Below are 18,316 nucleotides of genomic sequence, written 5' to 3' on the forward strand. Positions count from 1 at the left end.
TTTTGACGTATAACTAAAAAACAATCCAAAATGCTGATTGCACTTTGGATTGTTAAGTTTAATAATCACTAGGTAAAAACGTATAGAATTTTATAATAAAGATATTATCTCTTTTTTCAGTTTAATAACATTCTCAAGATTATCTTCATTTATATTTCTATTATCTATGATAAATTCTTTTTTTACTATTGATGGTTTTTTTGAAATAACATAAATTCTATTTGATAGCATTATAGCTTCATCAATATCATGAGTTATAAGAAGTATCGTTGAATTTACTTTTTTCTTAACTTCTAAAAGCCATTTTTGCATAGATGTTTTAGTTAATGAATCGAGTGCACCAAAAGGTTCATCTAAAAGCATTATGTCATTAGAATTTATAAAAGTTCTCAAAAAATTAGCTCTTTGTCTCATACCTCCAGAAAGCTCTGATGGATATTTATACTCATACCCTTCCAAACCAAAAACCTCAAAGTAGTGTTTTACCATAGACCTAGCTTTGCTCTTTTTTTCTTTTTTTAGTACCAATGGAAGAGACACATTATCTATTATAGTTTTATATGGTAAAAGTAAATCTTTTTGATACATGTAGCTATAATTACCGTTTATGTTTACCATACCACTATTATAGTCTGTCAATTGAGTTATAATATTAAAGATAGTACTTTTTCCACATCCGCTTGGTCCCAATATAGAAACAAATTCGCCTTCATAAACATCAATACTTATATCTTTTAAAACATCTACATCTTTATATGTCTTTGATACATTTTCTATAGATATTTTTGCCTTTTTATTGTGGTAAGAATTCATTTGTGTAAGCATCACTTGCCTTCATATCCTTATCTATTAATTTATATTCTTTTAAGAATGATGTATAGTTATTCCATACACTATCTTTCATTTCTCCCCATCTTGGTGCATCATCTTTATATTTACTTGCTAAATATTCTTGACTCTTTATTGCTAGTTTTTCATCTACCTCAGGAGCATGCTTTACTAAAGTTTTTGCAGCATCTTCAGGATTTTTTATTGCATACTCATAACCTTTTGTTGTAGCTTTTAAGAATTTCTTAGCAAGTTCTGGGTTGTCTTTAAGTACAGTCTCATTAGAAATTATAAGTGGTGTATAATAATCTAATCTTTCATCTAGGTCTTTTACTGGTATAAAGTTTAAATCATAATCAATTAAATTAGCTTTAACTACATCCCAACCTTCAAATATCCATGCAAAATCTACAGTTTTCATAGCTGCAAAGAAATCATCTTGACCAGTATTAACTATCTTTAATTTATTAAAGTCAGCTCCATTTTTATTCATAACTGCTTTAAAAACAGCTTCTTCTGATGGAGAACCCCAACCTCCATAAGTTTTTCCTTCAAAATCTTTTGCTGTAGTTATGTTTTTTTCTTTTGGAGATGCAAATCCAGAAGTATTGTGTTGTATAACAGTAGCTACAGCTTTTATTGGAAGTGGGTCTTCACTAGTTTTTGCGTAAGTAACTTGCTCTTGATAACTTATACCAAAGTCAGCCTTTCCTGTTGCTACTAAAGTCTCAGCTCCACTTTCAGGTGGTTGTACTATTTCAACATCCAAGCCTTCTTCTTTATAATAACCTTTATCAAGCGCCACAAATAATCCAGTATGATTAGTATTTGGTGTCCAATCAAGTACAACAGTCACTTTTTTAGAAGAAGTATCTTTACTATTTTTTTTGTCTTTATCACTATTATTTCCAGAAGAACATCCAGTTATTGTTGCTAATGTAAGAGCACTTACTAAACCTAATATTCCTAATTTTTTGAAATTCATAATATCCTCCCTCAAGTACATTTAATCTTCTAATCTATGTTTTATAACAACTTTTTTTATAGCTTGTACAATTCCTACAAATATTAAGCTAAATATAACTACTAATATAGTAGATGCAAATACTTTATCAAGTGCATATGCACTTTTTGACCTTAGCATATAAACACCAAGACCTTTAGTTCCACCTAACCACTCTGCAACAGTTGCTGCCATTACAGCATAAGTAGAAGATATTTTAAGTCCAGAAAAAAATTTATCCATTGACATAGGAAATTTGAGATGAATAAAAGTATTAATCTTATTTGAATTCATAGTCTTAAACAAATTTAAATAATCTTTATCAATATTCTCAATACCATCTACAAAACTTATTAATATAGGGAAAAAACACGTAAGTGTTACCATCAATATTTTTGGCATTGTTCCAAAGCCAAACCAAATCATAAAAAGTGGAGCTATTATTATTGTAGGTATCATTTGAGTCACTAACATAATAGGATAAAGACATTTTTTTATTATCAATACAAAATCCATTAATATTCCAATTATTAAAGATATTATTATCGCAACTATAAAGCCAAATATTGCTTCCCCTATAGTAACCATGGCATGCATGGATAAATTTTGATAATCTTTAAAAAATACGTTAATTATATCTATTGGTGTAGGCAGTATATATTGAGGAACTCTCAAAACTTCTACCACAGATTGCCAAAAAATAAGTATAAACAAAAATGTTGCTATTGGATACATACTATTTTTGACTTTATCTATGATTTCTAAGTTTATCATCTATAGTTAAACCCCCAGCTTTTTCATCTACTCTAGCTACTGTTATAACTCTTTCACATCCAAGATTAAAAGGGATTTTATGTACTTTTTTTAGTAGTTCAAAAACTTCATCAAAATCACCTTCAACAGTAGTACTCATTGCTCCTATTTCACATTTAAGACCACTGTTTTCAATTTCTGCTATACAAGCATCTACTACTTTATACATTTCTTCTTCACCTTTGTAAGGTCTTAGTGGCATTACTGCTATGTCTGCAATTACCATTTAAATCACTCCTTTTAAAATAATTAATACCTACTAGGTATATTTTGTTTTTTATTAAAATATTTTATAGATAAAAACATAGTATATTTAAATAAAATAAAAGTCTTATCCAAAATAGGATAAGACTTATTTTTATCTTTACTGGTCTCCCTACACTGGCATTATCCAAACAGGTTCAAAGGGTCGAGATAAAATCTCCTCTCAGCATATTAGCTCCCCGAAATATATTATATCTTTTCTACTTGATTATACTACACTTATCATATTTTAACAAATTTTTTATTTATATCATATATTTTATTTGTATTAAAATTTACAAAACTATTATAGTAGTTTATGATTTATTGTCTTTATTCCCACTAATTTTTTAAAATTTCAATAACCATCTTTTATTTACTATAGCTTTATTCTGTTAATGCTATTATTTTTGATATAATAGATTTTTATACACATATATTTATTATCTATACTCTTTTTAATATATTGAACACTTCCTGTTGATTAATTTTGTGCTACTTCATCAATATAATTCAAATAAATTAATAATATAACTTTACAGTTCCTTTTACACAACAAGCTTTATTACATAATTTACTTGTATGTTTTATTTTTAAAGGACAAAATAACTTTTATATTTAATTTTTTTAATTTATATATTGAAAAACAAAACGTTTTCCTGTAATATTATAATCGTAGAATAAAACTAACTAGGCAAAACTAGAGAAATTTAGTGACGCAAAGCTATAGGGACTAACACTTATAAAATAAGTTATGTCAGCCAGTTGCCAAAAAGATATTTTCTTTTTGTTTTTTATGAAAGTTTTTTAGGGGGATAAATAATATATGTTTATGAATAAAATAGATAGATGTACACATATACTAACTGCCTATATATGTAGTTCATATGACTACTGTAATTTTATAGATACGCAGTTAAACGATTTTATACTAGAGTATGGTGAAAATGTTGTGGAATCTTGTTTACATCAAGTGATGGTATTGGTAAGTAAGTATAATTAAATGGATTTTATTTTCTAGAAAACCCTTTTTAGTTTTATCTACATTTTAAATGTATTATTGATATAAAATTGATAAAAAAAAGATATCATTTGTATAATCATGTTGCTCAATTTCCTTATGAGTATGCCCTGCTACTATCGCATCAATTCCATCAACTTCTTTAGCTAGTTCTTGTATTCTATTACCTGGATTTTTAGGCTTTTTAGGTTTTTCTCCACTATGTACTACGGCTAATAGTATATCTGGATTTTCTTTTTCTTTTATTTCCTTCACCCATTTTTTAGCATCATCTATCATATCATTCATATATAAATCCTGGTATGTAGCCATATCTTTTAAATCTCTGGACTTAGCCTTAATTTTATTTTCGTTTTCATCAAAATCCCATCCTTCTCCGACTTCTTTGATTGTAAGACCAAGTATACCAAGCTTAACTTCACCATATTTTGTTTCAATTGTATTTATTGTGTAAGGTTTAACATAACTTGAACTGTTACTATTATATGTATTCGCAGATAAAACTTCTATATTTTCACTATTAAATTCATTTATCATTTTATCTAAATTTTTTTTAGAGCTAGAAACAAACTCATGATTACCAAGCACTACTGCATCATATTTAACTTCACTCATTTGTCTAACTATAGGTACTTCTTTTTTAATTACTTCATCTTTTTCGTAAGCATCTCGAGCCTCACTAAGATATTGCTCCATTGCTCCTAAACCATCCGAATCATAAAAATCTCCTGCATCTACTAATGTTATATTAGAGTCTTTTTTTCTTTCTTCGTTTATTTTTTCAGCTACATTATAGGTAACTTCTCCATGTAAGTCTGTAGTTGCTAATATATTGATTTCAGTGATTTTATCATTTTTAGAATTAGTGCAACCTGTCAATATCATTGGAATTGATATTAAACATAAACTTAATACTTTGGCTTTACTTTTAAAATTCATTTTATCCCCCTATAAAACTTAATATACATAAAGTATAACGTTGAACTAACAAACTAATTTACACCAAAATATATATTAGCGTAATTAATAAGCTAATTTATTCTCAATAAATCTCTAAATGTATTATTTAAAATTTACATTACTCATCTGTATTAACCTGTCCTAAGTATTTAAAATTAGAATTCTTATTTACAATAGTTAATTGTTTTGGTAATGAATAAATTAATGATTTAGAATCAATTATATCTATTTTAAAATATGTAATCAATGATAATAAACATAAAATTAATGCCATTAAATTTCCTGTTCTATTTTTTTCATTAAACATATTAGATACTCTTTTTTTTATATCTGATTTCTTATGCAGTCCAGCTACAAATTTATTTGAAGAATTTAAATCTTTTTTCATTGCACCTATAATAGTCAAAGCATACTCTTTTTTATCTTCTATACTACGATTTTTTAAAACTCTTTCATCACAATAAAGTTCACAATCTAAATCTATAACTTTATCCATAATGTACATAAAAGGATTAAACCAATATACTATTTTTAAGAATAATACTAAATATTTAATATAAATGTCTTTACTCTTAAAATGCATAAGTTCATGTCTAAATATCCATTCAAGTTCTTTTAATTTATAATCATATGGTGGTAAAAGAACACAGGAATTAAAAAATGACGGAGTTTCAACTTCATGAGAATATTTAATCTTTACATTTTTATTTATATTAAGTTCTTTTAATAAACTATCATAAAGATTGTTTATGTCTTCATCATCAACATCATAGGACAAATCCTCTATCAGATTTTTAAGCTTAATATATTTCCATAAAGTAGAAATCAAATAAAATATCGTAACAGTAATCCAAATAGACACTAAAATAATAGTACACAAAGTAGAAATATTGTTAAAACCTTCTAAATTTGCCTTATTAATATTGTGTTGATATTTCAATTCATTAAATGCAAAAGTATAATATGTAAATGGTAATAATAGTTTTATAATAACAATAAACCATATATAATATTTAAATTTTCTACTGAAAGTTTTAAAAATAGTCATTCTAAAAACTAATAAGAGAACTATAAATAAACTACTTACTAAAACGGTTCTAAAAAAATCGTTTAAAATTGAAATCATAAATTTTCACCCCCTTATTCTAGAGTGAATTGTGGAATATTTAAAAAACAAGCACCAATATAAAAATAGCAACAGGACTATGTCTTTCTTAATACAAAGAATTCCTTCATGACACCAGTTAAAAATTCCAATATCTTTTGACAGTTGACATACTTAAATTTAATTAAATAGGATAATGACTTTTAGGTATAGCTTTTCTTTTATCTCTTTTAAGACATAATCGAGTCATCTTCTATTATCAATAAGCATAGTTGGTTTTAATTTTATTCCATCCGAATCTTTTTTTATAAAAATTTAAATACTTCTTTTGTATAATTTTGATTGTAACATAGAGCATGACATAATACCACAAGAGCTATTATATAAATAAAGAATACTCAAATATTTTTCATAATTATGCTACAATTGTTAAATGATACAAAAATAGTAATAAAAGACTATAAGGATTGTTACAAAGATTTATTCTACATTTGACAGAAAGACACCCAAATATTAGAATTAAAGAAACATATGATTTCTTCATTTTTGGCGGATAAAGCCTATACAAAATAAACTATACAGAATCTAAGGAGATTATTTAAATGAATAAAAAATTAATTGGAATTTTGGCTGGGATGGGCCCAAGGTCAACAGCGCCATTTGTTGATTTAATTATTGATGAATGTCAGTCTCAGTATGGAGCGAGATACGATGAAGAGTTTCCTGAAATTATGATATATTCCTTACCTACTCCATTTTATATTGACCGCGCAATAAATCATGAACTTATGAAAAAAACTATCATTAAGGGTCTAAAAAAACTTGAATCAATTGGAACAAACTTTATTGCGATGCCGTGCAATTCAGCTCATATATATTTTGAAGAATTGAAAGAATCAATAGGTATTCCATTATTAAATATTGTAGAAGAAACTATTAAATATTTACCTGCTACGCCACAAAAAGTAACTCTACTTTCAACAAGTTCAACATTTGAATCTACAATTTATCAAAAAGGTATAACAAAAGCTGGTCATGAATTTATATTTAAAGAAGAATGGCAAAAAAAGATAAATGCTCTTATACAAAACATAAAAACAGATAAGAATAATCCACAAAATATCAATATTTGGAATGAACTTCTAGAAAGTATAAAATTTGAATCTATTGAAAATATAGTGATTGCTTGCACTGATTTAAATGTTGTCTTGGAAAAGATACAACCATCAATTAACATTATTGATTCGTCAAAATGTTTAGCAGAGTCAGTTATTAAGAAATATTTAGAGTTAGAAAAATAGAATTTACTCTATTTTTAATTTATAAATATTTTAGATAAATTATTCATAAAAAAGTAAAGCAGTAAGATTATCTTACCACTTTACTTTTTTATAAATACTCACTTTTTTATTTTTGATGATGATTCTAAAATAAAATTCACCTTAATGAGATTGTAAAAATAAAAAAATGAATGTCAGTTAAAATAGAAATATATTTTTCAATTAAAGGTCACAAAATTATTTTATAATACTTTAGTTTAAATATTACTAAACTTAAATACTTTAGTATTTGTTAATACTTGTTAATATATATTTATTGATTTATTATATAATAATATAGATATTACTATATCTTGAATTAGATAAATATAATTACGTATATATTGTTATTGTCAAAATTTAATTCTACATTTTTTTAATAATATTATTTTAGGAGGAAAAAATGATAAACAATATTAAAAATAAATTTAAAGATTACAAACCATATATAAACGGTTATGAAAATATGAAAAGAGCATCTGTATTAATTCCAATAGTAGAAATAAATAACATACATCATATATTATTTGAAGTTCGCTCAAAAAATTTAAAGCATCAACCCAATGAAATTTCTTTTCCAGGTGGAAAAATAGAGTCTAACGAAACTCCTTATGAAGCCGTTATTAGAGAAACATGTGAGGAACTTGGAACTTTTAATGACAATATAGAAGTTATAGCAAGTCTTGACTTACTTATAACTCCTGTAAAATTTATAATACATCCCTACTTAGGATATATAAAAAACATCAATAATTTAAATATAAATAAAGATGAAGTTGACCATACTTTTTTGGTACCTATAAAATATCTTTTAGAAAATCCTCCAAATACCTATAATAATACAGTCAAAGTTTTTCCTGATGAAAATCTTCCATATGGTTCAATTCCAAATCAAAAAGATTATAAATTTGAAAGTGGAAGTTACCCTGTTCTATTTTATAAATATAAAGATTATGTAATTTGGGGAATAACAGCAAAAATATTAGAAAATTTTTTAAACTTCTTATCAGAATAATACTTGTAATCAAATATTCAAATTTTTATATAAGAAGTTTTTAAAATTTTCTAACTTTAAAATGTTATAATTCTAAAAAAGATAGTAAATTATGTTTTATAATATTTTTTATGCTTGATTATTGTTCAATTATTGTTACACAATTTTTAATACAATTTCAAGCTAAGCACTATGTATTAACACCACATTATAAATAAATTATAATATGATAATATATCTAATAAGATTAATCTATGAAATAAATGATTTTAATGTATGTTTATGGTAAAATATTAATAATTAAGTAAACTGATAAATCAGAGTATCTGGAGGTGCTTATAATGTTTGCAGTAGGATTCACAGTTATAATTGCAATTGCCTCTTTCATTTTAAGTATATTGTTATTTAATGGAAAAGCAAGTATGCTATTAGCAGGTTATAATACTATGAGTGATAAAGAAAAAGCTCGATATGATGTAAAAAAACTATGTAGAAGTTCTAGCATTGTTACTTTTATTGTATCTATAATGTTATTTATCATGTCATTTTTGGGATATAGAATAGAGAGTGGACAAATGGATGAAAAAAAAATGCTTCCGTTTGCTGTAATATTTATAATAGTTATACTTGCTAGCGTGTTTTTCAATATCTATTACTCTAACAAGAAATGTAAAAAATAAAAATTAGTAAGTTAAGCAGTTAATTATGAAAGATTGACTGCTTTTTTATGTCTATTAGATATTTTAATATATAATAAATACTAAATATAGTTAAGTAAGCTTTGATAAAATAGAATAAAAAATAGATGTACAATTAATTTACATCCTATATCAAATTTATTTTTATTTACAATAGAAACTGAAATTATCATAATATATATGATATGTTCTTAAAATTTAAAAATTTAATATATTTTGTTTTATAGTACATCTATTCCAATCAGTTTACATAATTTTATTATTTTATACAGTTCTAATCATTTACTAGTACACCATTCAATGAAAATGTTCTAGGTTCAGTGATTTTAACCATAACTAATTTTCCAATTAAATCATCACTTCCACCTTCAAAATTTACAAGTTTATTTTGTCTAGTTCTACCAGCAAATTTATTTTCATTATTTTTGCTTCTTCCTTCGACCAAAACTTCAACTACTCTATTTTTATATTCATTATTTATCTCTGCTGAGATTCTATTTACTGCTTCTAATACTCTATTAAATCTTTCATGTTTTATTTCTTCTGGTATTTGATTTTCCATTTTAGCAGCAGGAGTTCCCTGTCTTTTAGAATAAATAAATGTAAATGCTGAATCATATCTAACTTTTTCAACCACATCTAGAGTATCTTCTAAATCTTCTTCTGTTTCTCCTGGAAAACCTATCATTAAGTCCGTTGAAAAAGCAATATCTGGCACTTCTTTTTTAGCTTTCTCTATTATGTCTAGATAATATTCCTTTGTATAATGTCTATTCATTTTTTTCAGAAGACTACTACTTCCACATTGTATTGGTAAATGTAAAAATTCACACACCTTATCACAATCTCTAATTGCATATATCACCTCATCAGATATGTCTTTAGGATGAGATGTCATAAATCTAACTCTTTCAATTCCTTCTATATCATTAACTTTTCTTAAAAGTTCTGAGAATGCAACTGGATTTTCAAGTGTTTTGCCATACGAATCTACATTTTGTCCAAGCAAAGTTATTTCTTTTGTTCCATTTGAAACAAGCTCTTTTATCTCATTAATTATATCTTCAGGTGTTCTGCTTCTTTCTCTTCCTCTTGTATATGGAACTATACAATAGGTACAGAAATTATTGCATCCATACATTATATTTACAAATGCTTTTAATTCAAATTTTCTATTACTTCTAAGGCCTTCTATTACTTCTCCATCTACATCCCATACATCTACTAACATTTTGTCAGAATTTATTGATTCTGTAAGTAATTGTGGAAATTTATATAGATTATGTGTTCCAAATACAAGGTCTACATGTTTGTATTTTTTTCTTAGTTCCTCTACAACATGTGGTTGTTGCATCATACATCCACACACAGCTATTTTCATGTTTGGATTTTTTCCTTTTAGATGCTTTAACTGACCTAAATTTCCATACACCTTTAGTTCTGCATTTTCTCTTACTGCACATGTATTATATATTATTAGGTCACTTTCTTCAACTATCATTGACATTTGGTATCCCATTTCTTCTAACATTGAACAAAGTTTTTCTGAATCATGTTCATTCATTTGGCATCCAAAGGTTTGAGTAAACACGAGTTTTCTCTTTCCAGTTCTGTTGAAGTACTCTTCATTTTGTCTGTGTATTTGTTCTATATATTTATCTTGTTCTTGTATTTTCTCTATTGGTATTGTTACTTGTTTTCTTTTGCTCACTTCTATTCCTCCTAGTTAATTTCTTTTATTACACATAACCTTAATTATATCAAATAAGAAAAATCTTTTAAAGGTATTATTAAAGTTTTAACTATAATAAAAGACAGCCAAATCGCTGTCCTTTATTATATTATACTTTTATATAAAAATAGATTTTAAATCAATCCATTTACAATTCTACAAAATATATTTCTATTGATATCTAATAATTTACTAAGTTTATACTATACAAGTACATTAAATTAATCTTATTTAAGAAAATAAAATAATCATAATATCTTTATAAAATAAACTTTTTATTATATCAAGTATATCTCAAATTAAATATTATAAGCCATATATCTAATCAAATTTTAACTTTGGTAACTAACCCTTCTTATTGATAAATTAACAATTTTGAATAAAAATATTCCTGCAACTAAATTTATTAAAACAGCTGGTAATACTACTGTTAAGAATAATGCTGTAAAAGAAGCTCCTGGAAGACCAACTATAGCTTGAGCAGCTAACAAAAATATTGTTCCACTTACAAGTGTTCCTATTGGCATTATAATTGCAACTACTATAGTATCCTGTGTTTTTTTAGATAAGTTTTTTATAAAAGGCATTTTATAGCTAACATATATTAATAAAAATACTATATTGGCTGTAAGAGTTTTATCTATTATATTAGGAACTTGACCTCCTGGGAAGCTTGATGTAAGTGCTGTAAATATACCTGTCACTATTCCTGCTATTAAGCAAGTTTTATAGTCATCTCTATTTAAAACTAATATCACAAACAGCATTGCTAGTGGTACATCTGGTTTCATTGGTAATCCTATAGCAGGTGTAATTTGATGTATTAATAATCCCATTGCTAAAAGTATTGCATTTAAAGTTAGTTTTTTTGTATTTGTTTTCATTTTTGTATTTCCTCCTAATTTTTTTAATTTTCAATTTATTTTTTTGCCAGTTTTCTAAATCATCATCTTTAGCTTTAGAAATTCATAACATCTATTTCACCACCTTCTACATATCGAATTTTTCGTAAAATAAAAAACTCCGTCCTAAATTAATAGGACGGAGATTATCCGCGTTGCCACCTAAATTATATAAAAACTTAATATAAAACTCAATTTTTATATATCTCATTATCAGGTACTTACATACCCTATTCGCTATAACGTACGACTAACGATAAAGTCTACTCTCAAAAATATGATTTCGATTTACTCCTCTAAGGCCCATTCATCAAATTTTTTCTTACCAAGATTCCACCATCCTTGGCTCTCTATATTGAACCTAAATTTAACTACTCTTCCTTGTCATAGGATTTAATTTATTATATATTGTTTTGCCATTGAAATAATCATATTACTTTTTCTAAAAAATGTCAATATATTTTTATAGCTTTTTAAATATACTTCTTTTAAAACTATTTTTTTAAAATAATACTAATAAAAATCAATACTAATTTCTTTCTTAAAATTTTATACCTAATTCAAACTTTTTAAATTTTATTTTCAATAATTTAATTTATTTTCTTATTATTTATCTATCTATTTTATGTAATTTTTGAATTAGTCTTAATAAGGCTTTAATAATTCTATTTTTATATTCTAATAAAATCTTTTCTTATTTCTTTTAATTAATATTACTATTACTATAGCTATAATGATAAATATCACTATTACTAACAATATCAACTTTGATATTATATTGTGTTTTTTTATACTTCTGTTACTATGTCTATTTATAATTCCATTTCTATACCTTTTATTACTTGTACTTCGTTTTTTTAGTTTTATTTTACTTTTATTTGACCTACTACCTCTATGTCTTTTTCTAGATTTAATAGTCTTAAACTTAGCATTAGTAGATGTATAGTTCGTTTGTGTTGAGTAAACAGATGTACTAAAATCGTTAATAATTTCAGCTTCTACTTGTAGCGGATTTACAATACTGATTACTAGCAAAAAACATATAATTATCCTAATCAATTTTTTCTTTTTTTTCATTTACTTTCCCCTCATAAAAAATTTATATCTATTTTATTATAATATATACTCACTCAAAAACTACAAATTTTTTCAAATTTCTAATTTTTTTATATTAGATATTTTTTATAATATCAGAAGAATATTAAAATTTGACTATATTTTTTCGTCCTTATTCTTAATCTAACTGGAACAATAGGAATTACACAAATAGAATTAAGCAATGCATTCCTTTTTTATATTTATCAATCAACAGTGGAATGTTCAACAATACTATAATGTCATTAACTTTAAATTAAAAACTAAAATTTTACAATTTAGATATCTCTTCAACAATCTCTTTGACAGATTTATTAGAAACATTAATTTTCGTTGTTGCTAATATTTCATACATGGGTAAATAGTTAACACTTCTTTCTATTACATCAGTAAAACGCAAACCTTCCTCTCCATCGGTCTTCAACCTTTTTCTCAATACAGTTTCATCACAAATTAAGGAAATATTTATTACTCTACAATCAGATATATCTAGGCAAGATATAATAGTATCAATAATACTTTGTTCATGCATTACCCAACAAAAAATAATATTTTCAAAAGTACTACACTTTATAAAGTTATTCAACAATGAACAAATATTTGAAAGAACCATTTTTTTCGTTTCAACAGTAATTTGAAATGGATGCATATCCCAACACCAATCACCATCAAGAAAAACACTATTTTTCAAGATTAATTTTAGAGATTGGCATACTGTTGTTTTGCCTACTCCCATTGTCCCACCAATAATATAAATATTTTTCATTCATTTTTCCTTTCAAAGTTCAATTTATTTGTTAGTCATATTTTATCACATCAACATATAAAAATCATACTTTAACATCTATCATATTATTCATACCATATACAATTGCTTTGTTATCTTTAGGTCTCTTATATTCCTTCCTAAATGGATTAAGTAGAAAATTAAACTTATAAATCAGTTTTTATTACTTAAATTTTTGAAATAATTAATTTAAACTTTATACATTTATTAATTTGTAACATAATCTATATTCATACTTTCTTTCATTAAAATTCCATGATACAATAATACTGCTAGATAATAGTAGTAGTTTAATATAAAACTAATATATATATAATTATGTAATAATAAATATTACAAAGGAGAGTGAATTATAATGTTATCAAAACCAGCAACAATGCTTTTAGGTCTAATAAATGAAAAGCCTCTTAATGCCTATGAAATTATAAAAGTGCTAGAATACATGAATGTAAAGTACTGGTTTAATATCGCAGACTCAACCGTATATACTACAATTAAGACTTTAGAAAAAAGAGGATTGATTTTAGGTACTGTTAAAAAGGATGGTAATATGCCAGACAAAACGGTTTACACAATCACAGAAAAAGGAAGTATAGAATTTCACGATACTTTGAGAAGTTCTATTTTAAAATTCGATTATGACACTAATATTTTTTCTATTACAGCATTCTTTATTGAATGCCTAGGAAAAGAAGAAAGAAAGAAGCTTTTAGAAAAACGATTAGAAGTTTTAAATCAATATCTAACAGGGATTAAGCAAAAAGATGATGATTGGGAAAAAGAAGTTAGTGAATTTCATGTTGCTAATGTAAAACGTATGATAGATATAGTATTAGCAGAAATTTCTGGAACAAAAAAATTATTAACTGTTTGTAAGGGTTAAGCAAAAACTGTAGATAATGGCTTTCCACATATAATTCATAGTTTACTGTTTTGTATTTATTTTATTTACTCTTCTTTCATAGATATAGAAAGGGCACCTCATATGAAGTGCCTATCTATATTATATTCATTTTTAGTTATTACCTTTAACTATTGTATAAAACTTTTTTCTCAATATATTTTCATATACCCTTATGAATGACATCTTGCATTTATTAGGATTCTTTTTTATAAAGTTTATTATATATGATTATGTCAAAGTCGAATATTCTTCTACATACTGACTATATACATATCCAGAATATCTTTTCCCATTTTTGTGAATATTGATTCTTGTCCATTTTCCAACACTATAACAGACTTCAACTTTAAAACCATCAGGAATTGTAGTTATTATTTTTGAATCTGTTGTTCTGTCATTTCTTAATTCTAGATTTAAACCATTAGTTTTTATATTTCCTATGTAATTTCTTTTTCTGTTTTCTAGAATATTATTACTTTTAGCATTGCTCAATTTCTCTAAATATTTATATAGTAACCAACCTTTGTCATAATTACTTTCAACTTCTGCCCATTTTCCATCTACACAATTTAACTTAACCATTTTTCCTTCTGGTATGCTTTTTAATTTCATACTGTTTATATCTGGTTTCTCTCTTAAATTCAATTTAATCTTAGTCTTAAAATTGATGTTAGATTCATCAAAGTTTTTTAACATTAATTCAGATATCATTTAAAATCCTCCTCTTGCCAAATTTTAAGTTATTAAAAATACCTAACTCTTAAAAATTAAATTTAACAAAAAGAATTATTATCTTTTTGGCAACTGGCTGACATGACCTTTATTATATAAAGATTTTAGTCCCTATAGCTTTGCGTCATTAGATTTATCTAATATTGCCTATATCTGAATAATAACACAAATTAAATATTTACAAAATAATATTCCCTCAAATTTTATATTAATTAAATATAAATTCAATTTTTAATTAATAATAAATAAAAAATATCTTTATATTACTAAATAAATTATTATTCTCTATGAATCATCTATAAAATAGTAATTTACCTAACATATAATTTTTTATAACAAACTTTTTTCTATATTAAGAATATGAAGATATAAAGACAAATTCATAATTTCTTATATCTTTAATACAGGAACTTTTATAAATATATATAAACAAAAAAGTTTGTGTGTATTCATACAGGTTCTCATATCTTATATCTCTTTTCTGATTATTGAATACTATTTAGGTATCATAATTTTTAAATGCTTACTTGACAAAAAAGGTATATCACTGTATTATTAATATAAACCGACGGTCAGTCTATAAAGTAAATATAAGTATAACATCTACATATATTTGTATGATTATGAAAGTACATAAAGACTAACTAATAAAAATTTTAATGAAAATAGTGGTAACTATTGTTATCTCTTATCAAAATATAACATTAATAAAAAAATCACTTATGATACCCTTTCTTGAGTTTTTTTATATTCAACTCAGTTCACTTACTTTAGTTATTTACATTGCTATACTTATGCTATTTTTAATTTTTTAAAATTTTTAAGAAACGAGGATGAAATATGTTAAAAAGAATATTACAAAAAGATTTATCAAGAAATAAAGTAGTAACAGCCACATTATTCATATTTATTTTCCTGGCAGCTATGTTGGTATCTAGTGCTACAAATATCATTATAGAACTTACTAGTTCTATGTCTTCCTTGTTTAGACAATCTCATGCACCTCACTATGTTCAAATGTATTCTGGAGAATTAAACCAAAAATTAATCAATGAATTTACATCTTCAACTCCGTCTGTAAAAGAACAACAAACGGTTGAACTTCTAAATATCAATGGAAGAAATATTTTTCTAGGAAATGAGAAAAAAAGCCAATCTGACAGTGTTTTAGAAAATAGTTTTGTGAGGCAAAATAGTAAGTTCGATTTTTTGTTAGACATGAATAATGCTATATTAAAAGTAGAAAATGGAGAAATAGGGGTTCCTGTCTATTACATGAAACAAAATAATTTAAATATTGGAGATAAGATACAAATAGCCAATGGTGATTTCTTCATGGAATTTACAATAAAAGACTTTGTGCGTGATGTACAAATGAACCCTTCCCTTGTTACTTCAAAGCGTTTCTTAATCAGTAATGATGATTGGAATACTTTACATGCTAACTTAGGTGAAAGTGAGTACCTTATTGAATTTCTATTAAATGATATAAATAAAATTAGTGAATTTGAAACGTTATATCAATCAACTAATCTTCCACAAACAGGAACATCAATAACTTATTCTCTTTATCAAGTACTAAATGCATTATCTGATGGAATTTTAGTTGCAATTATTATATTAATTAGTATTCTACTTATTATAATTTCTACTTTATGCTTACGATTTACACTAATTACAACTATTGAAGAAGATTATCGTGAAATTGGTGTTATGAAAGCAATTGGTATCCAAAGTGTTAATATCCGAAAGTTGTATCTTGCAAAATATCTATTGATTGCATCTTTAGCAAGTTTTTTTGGTTATATAACCTCATTATTTATTGGAACTTTTTTTACAGAGAATATCAATCTTTATATGGGTACAGTAGAAAAAAATACTTTTAGTGTCTTTATCCCATTAATTGGTGCAGTTATTGTATTTATAGCAGTTATATTCTTTTGTAATCTAATACTCAAAAGATTTAATAAAATATCAGCAGTAGAAGCATTAAAAACAGGTACTTCAATGACCACTAAACAAAACAGATATAATATAAAACTGTACAAAAGCAAAATAACAAATGTTAATCTCTTTTTAGGATTAAATGAAGTAACTGGAAGATTTACCATTTATAGCTTACTCTGCTTTGTTTATGCTGTCTGCACCTTCCTCATGATTGTACCACTTAATTTTCTAAATACTATTCAGTCTCCAGAATTTATTACTTATATGGGAGCTGGTCAAAGCGATATTCGCATTGATTTGCAACAGACAAATGAAACTCAAAACCATCTTAATTCTATATTGAATGTGATTGAAAGTGATGATGATGTTGAAAAATATGATTCCTTTATAACGAGTTCTTATAAGGTAGTGAATCAGGATGGGGCGATAGAAAACATGAAAATAGAAAATGGAGATTTTTCAACTTTTCCACTTGAATATGTAAATGGTTCTGCACCAACAAATGAAAATGAGATTGCTCTATCTGTTATAAATGCTGATGAACTAGGGAAAAGTGTTGGAGATAATTTATCCATTTTTTCAGAAGAAGATAATGAACTAATTCTCACTGTTAGTGGCATTTATCAAGATGTTACATATGGTGGTAAGACTGCAAAAGCGATGCTACCTTACAAAAAAGATACAATTTTATGGTATATCATAAATTTAAATATGAAACCTGGAGTTAATTTAACAGATAAATTAGATCAGTATAGAATGGATTGTTATCCTGCAAAAGTTACAAATATGGATGATTATGTAAGTCAGACATTAGGCTCTGTTATTAGCCAATTAAGACTTGTTATAAAGTTAGCTATTATTCTATCTGTTTCGATTTCTGGATTTATTACAGCAATGTTTTTCAAAATGCTGATTGCTAAAGATACATCACAAATTGCAATTATGCTTAGTTTAGGATTTTCTACTAAAAATATACGAACTCAATATACTGCAAGAGCATTATTAGTGCTTACAATTGGAATTATTTTAGGAATTATTGCATCAAATACAATTGGTCAGAAAATAGCAGGGCTACTTCTTTCTGGTATATCCAATTTACAATTTATAACAAATCCACTAATTGTATATATAGTTTGTCCAATAACTTTAATTATAACTGTATCTGTTACTATTACAGCAATTAGTATGACAATCAAAAAAATAAAAATTATGTCTATCATAGAATAAGAGGTA

General features: G+C 25.4%; 17 protein-coding genes, 3 riboswitches and 1 other annotated feature. Of the genes, 6 read left to right on the forward strand and 11 right to left on the reverse strand.

The window, feature by feature from the left end; translation table 11 throughout:
- Nucleotides 1–90 precede the first annotated feature (90 nt).
- The 4 genes from IC219_RS02555 to IC219_RS02570 are packed head-to-tail and all read right to left on the reverse strand — an operon-like array spanning nt 91 to nt 2,870.
- Nucleotides 91–825, reverse strand: coding sequence for an ABC transporter ATP-binding protein (locus IC219_RS02555; protein WP_227435131.1), 735 nt, complete (start codon nt 823–825; stop codon nt 91–93).
- Entirely contained in the window at nt 794–1,813 is a 1,020-nt protein-coding gene (locus IC219_RS02560) for an ABC transporter substrate-binding protein (RefSeq protein ID WP_227830566.1), read from the reverse strand. Before IC219_RS02560 ends, IC219_RS02555 begins: the two co-directional genes overlap by 32 nt.
- Before the next feature lie 21 nt (nt 1,814–1,834).
- Nucleotides 1,835–2,605, reverse strand: a complete 771-nt coding sequence (locus tag IC219_RS02565; protein WP_227830567.1) for an ABC transporter permease — start codon at nt 2,603–2,605, stop codon at nt 1,835–1,837.
- Nucleotides 2,580–2,870 (reverse strand): MTH1187 family thiamine-binding protein, encoded by a 291-nt coding sequence (locus IC219_RS02570; protein ID WP_227435128.1) that lies wholly within the window; start codon nt 2,868–2,870, stop codon nt 2,580–2,582. Before IC219_RS02570 ends, IC219_RS02565 begins: the two co-directional genes overlap by 26 nt.
- A 130-nt stretch (nt 2,871–3,000) precedes the next feature.
- A riboswitch (TPP riboswitch) is annotated at nt 3,001–3,100 on the reverse strand.
- Nucleotides 3,101–3,570: 470 nt separating this feature from the next.
- A riboswitch (cyclic di-GMP riboswitch) is annotated at nt 3,571–3,660 on the forward strand.
- Between the two features lie 53 nt (nt 3,661–3,713).
- On the opposite strand from IC219_RS02570, the gene IC219_RS02575 reads away from it, so the two are divergent.
- On the forward strand, nt 3,714–3,890 hold the full coding sequence (locus IC219_RS02575; RefSeq protein WP_227435127.1) for a hypothetical protein: 177 nt from the start codon (nt 3,714–3,716) through the stop codon (nt 3,888–3,890).
- 54 nt (nt 3,891–3,944) lie between these two features.
- Here IC219_RS02575 and IC219_RS02580 read toward each other — a convergent pair whose 3' ends face one another.
- On the reverse strand, nt 3,945–4,847 hold the full coding sequence (locus IC219_RS02580; RefSeq protein ID WP_227830568.1) for a metallophosphoesterase: 903 nt from the start codon (nt 4,845–4,847) through the stop codon (nt 3,945–3,947).
- Between the two features lie 139 nt (nt 4,848–4,986).
- Complete coding sequence (locus IC219_RS02585) at nt 4,987–5,994, reverse strand: M56 family metallopeptidase (RefSeq protein WP_227830569.1); 1,008 nt, start codon at nt 5,992–5,994, stop codon at nt 4,987–4,989.
- 581 nt (nt 5,995–6,575) lie between these two features.
- On the opposite strand from IC219_RS02585, the gene IC219_RS02590 reads away from it, so the two are divergent.
- From IC219_RS02590 to IC219_RS02600, 3 genes are all read left to right on the forward strand, one after another.
- Nucleotides 6,576–7,274 (forward strand): amino acid racemase, encoded by a 699-nt coding sequence (locus tag IC219_RS02590; protein ID WP_227830570.1) that lies wholly within the window; start codon nt 6,576–6,578, stop codon nt 7,272–7,274.
- Nucleotides 7,275–7,695: 421 nt separating this feature from the next.
- Nucleotides 7,696–8,307 (forward strand): NUDIX hydrolase, encoded by a 612-nt coding sequence (locus tag IC219_RS02595; RefSeq protein WP_227435123.1) that lies wholly within the window; start codon nt 7,696–7,698, stop codon nt 8,305–8,307.
- A 320-nt stretch (nt 8,308–8,627) separates the two neighbouring features.
- Nucleotides 8,628–8,966, forward strand: a complete 339-nt coding sequence (locus tag IC219_RS02600; protein ID WP_227435122.1) for a DUF3784 domain-containing protein — start codon at nt 8,628–8,630, stop codon at nt 8,964–8,966.
- A 292-nt stretch (nt 8,967–9,258) separates the two neighbouring features.
- On the opposite strand, the gene miaB is transcribed toward IC219_RS02600, so the two are convergent.
- The 4 genes from miaB to IC219_RS02620 form a co-directional block, all read right to left on the reverse strand.
- Nucleotides 9,259–10,695, reverse strand: coding sequence for a tRNA (N6-isopentenyl adenosine(37)-C2)-methylthiotransferase MiaB (miaB, locus tag IC219_RS02605; protein WP_227823960.1), 1,437 nt, complete (start codon nt 10,693–10,695; stop codon nt 9,259–9,261).
- A gap of 353 nt (nt 10,696–11,048) precedes the next feature.
- Nucleotides 11,049–11,600 (reverse strand): tryptophan transporter, encoded by a 552-nt coding sequence (locus IC219_RS02610; protein ID WP_227435120.1) that lies wholly within the window; start codon nt 11,598–11,600, stop codon nt 11,049–11,051.
- A gap of 150 nt (nt 11,601–11,750) precedes the next feature.
- Nucleotides 11,751–12,015, reverse strand: a binding site (T-box leader).
- 281 nt (nt 12,016–12,296) lie between these two features.
- A complete protein-coding gene (locus tag IC219_RS02615; RefSeq protein WP_227435119.1) occupies nt 12,297–12,695 on the reverse strand; it encodes a hypothetical protein in 399 nt (132 codons plus the stop codon).
- Between the two features lie 289 nt (nt 12,696–12,984).
- Nucleotides 12,985–13,479: an AAA family ATPase gene (locus tag IC219_RS02620; RefSeq protein WP_227830571.1), complete on the reverse strand. Its 495-nt coding sequence runs from the start codon at nt 13,477–13,479 to the stop codon at nt 12,985–12,987.
- Nucleotides 13,480–13,855: 376 nt separating this feature from the next.
- Between IC219_RS02620 and IC219_RS02625 the strand changes: the two genes are divergently transcribed.
- Nucleotides 13,856–14,383 carry a PadR family transcriptional regulator gene (locus tag IC219_RS02625; protein WP_227823962.1) on the forward strand — a complete coding sequence of 176 codons (528 nt, stop codon included), beginning with the start codon at nt 13,856–13,858 and terminating at the stop codon, nt 14,381–14,383.
- 249 nt (nt 14,384–14,632) lie between these two features.
- Here the strand turns inward: IC219_RS02625 and IC219_RS02630 are convergent, their stop codons facing one another.
- Nucleotides 14,633–15,115, reverse strand: a complete 483-nt coding sequence (locus IC219_RS02630) for an SH3 domain-containing protein (protein ID WP_227482623.1) — start codon at nt 15,113–15,115, stop codon at nt 14,633–14,635.
- Between the two features lie 85 nt (nt 15,116–15,200).
- Nucleotides 15,201–15,294: riboswitch (cyclic di-GMP riboswitch) on the reverse strand.
- Nucleotides 15,295–15,976: 682 nt separating this feature from the next.
- Here IC219_RS02630 and IC219_RS02635 point away from each other — a divergent pair.
- Complete coding sequence (locus tag IC219_RS02635; RefSeq protein WP_227830572.1) at nt 15,977–18,310, forward strand: FtsX-like permease family protein; 2,334 nt, start codon at nt 15,977–15,979, stop codon at nt 18,308–18,310.
- The last annotated feature ends 6 nt before the right edge of the window (nt 18,311–18,316 follow it).

It is taken from the genome of Clostridioides sp. ES-W-0018-02, assembly GCF_020658175.1.
GTDB lineage: Bacteria > Bacillota > Clostridia > Peptostreptococcales > Peptostreptococcaceae > Clostridioides.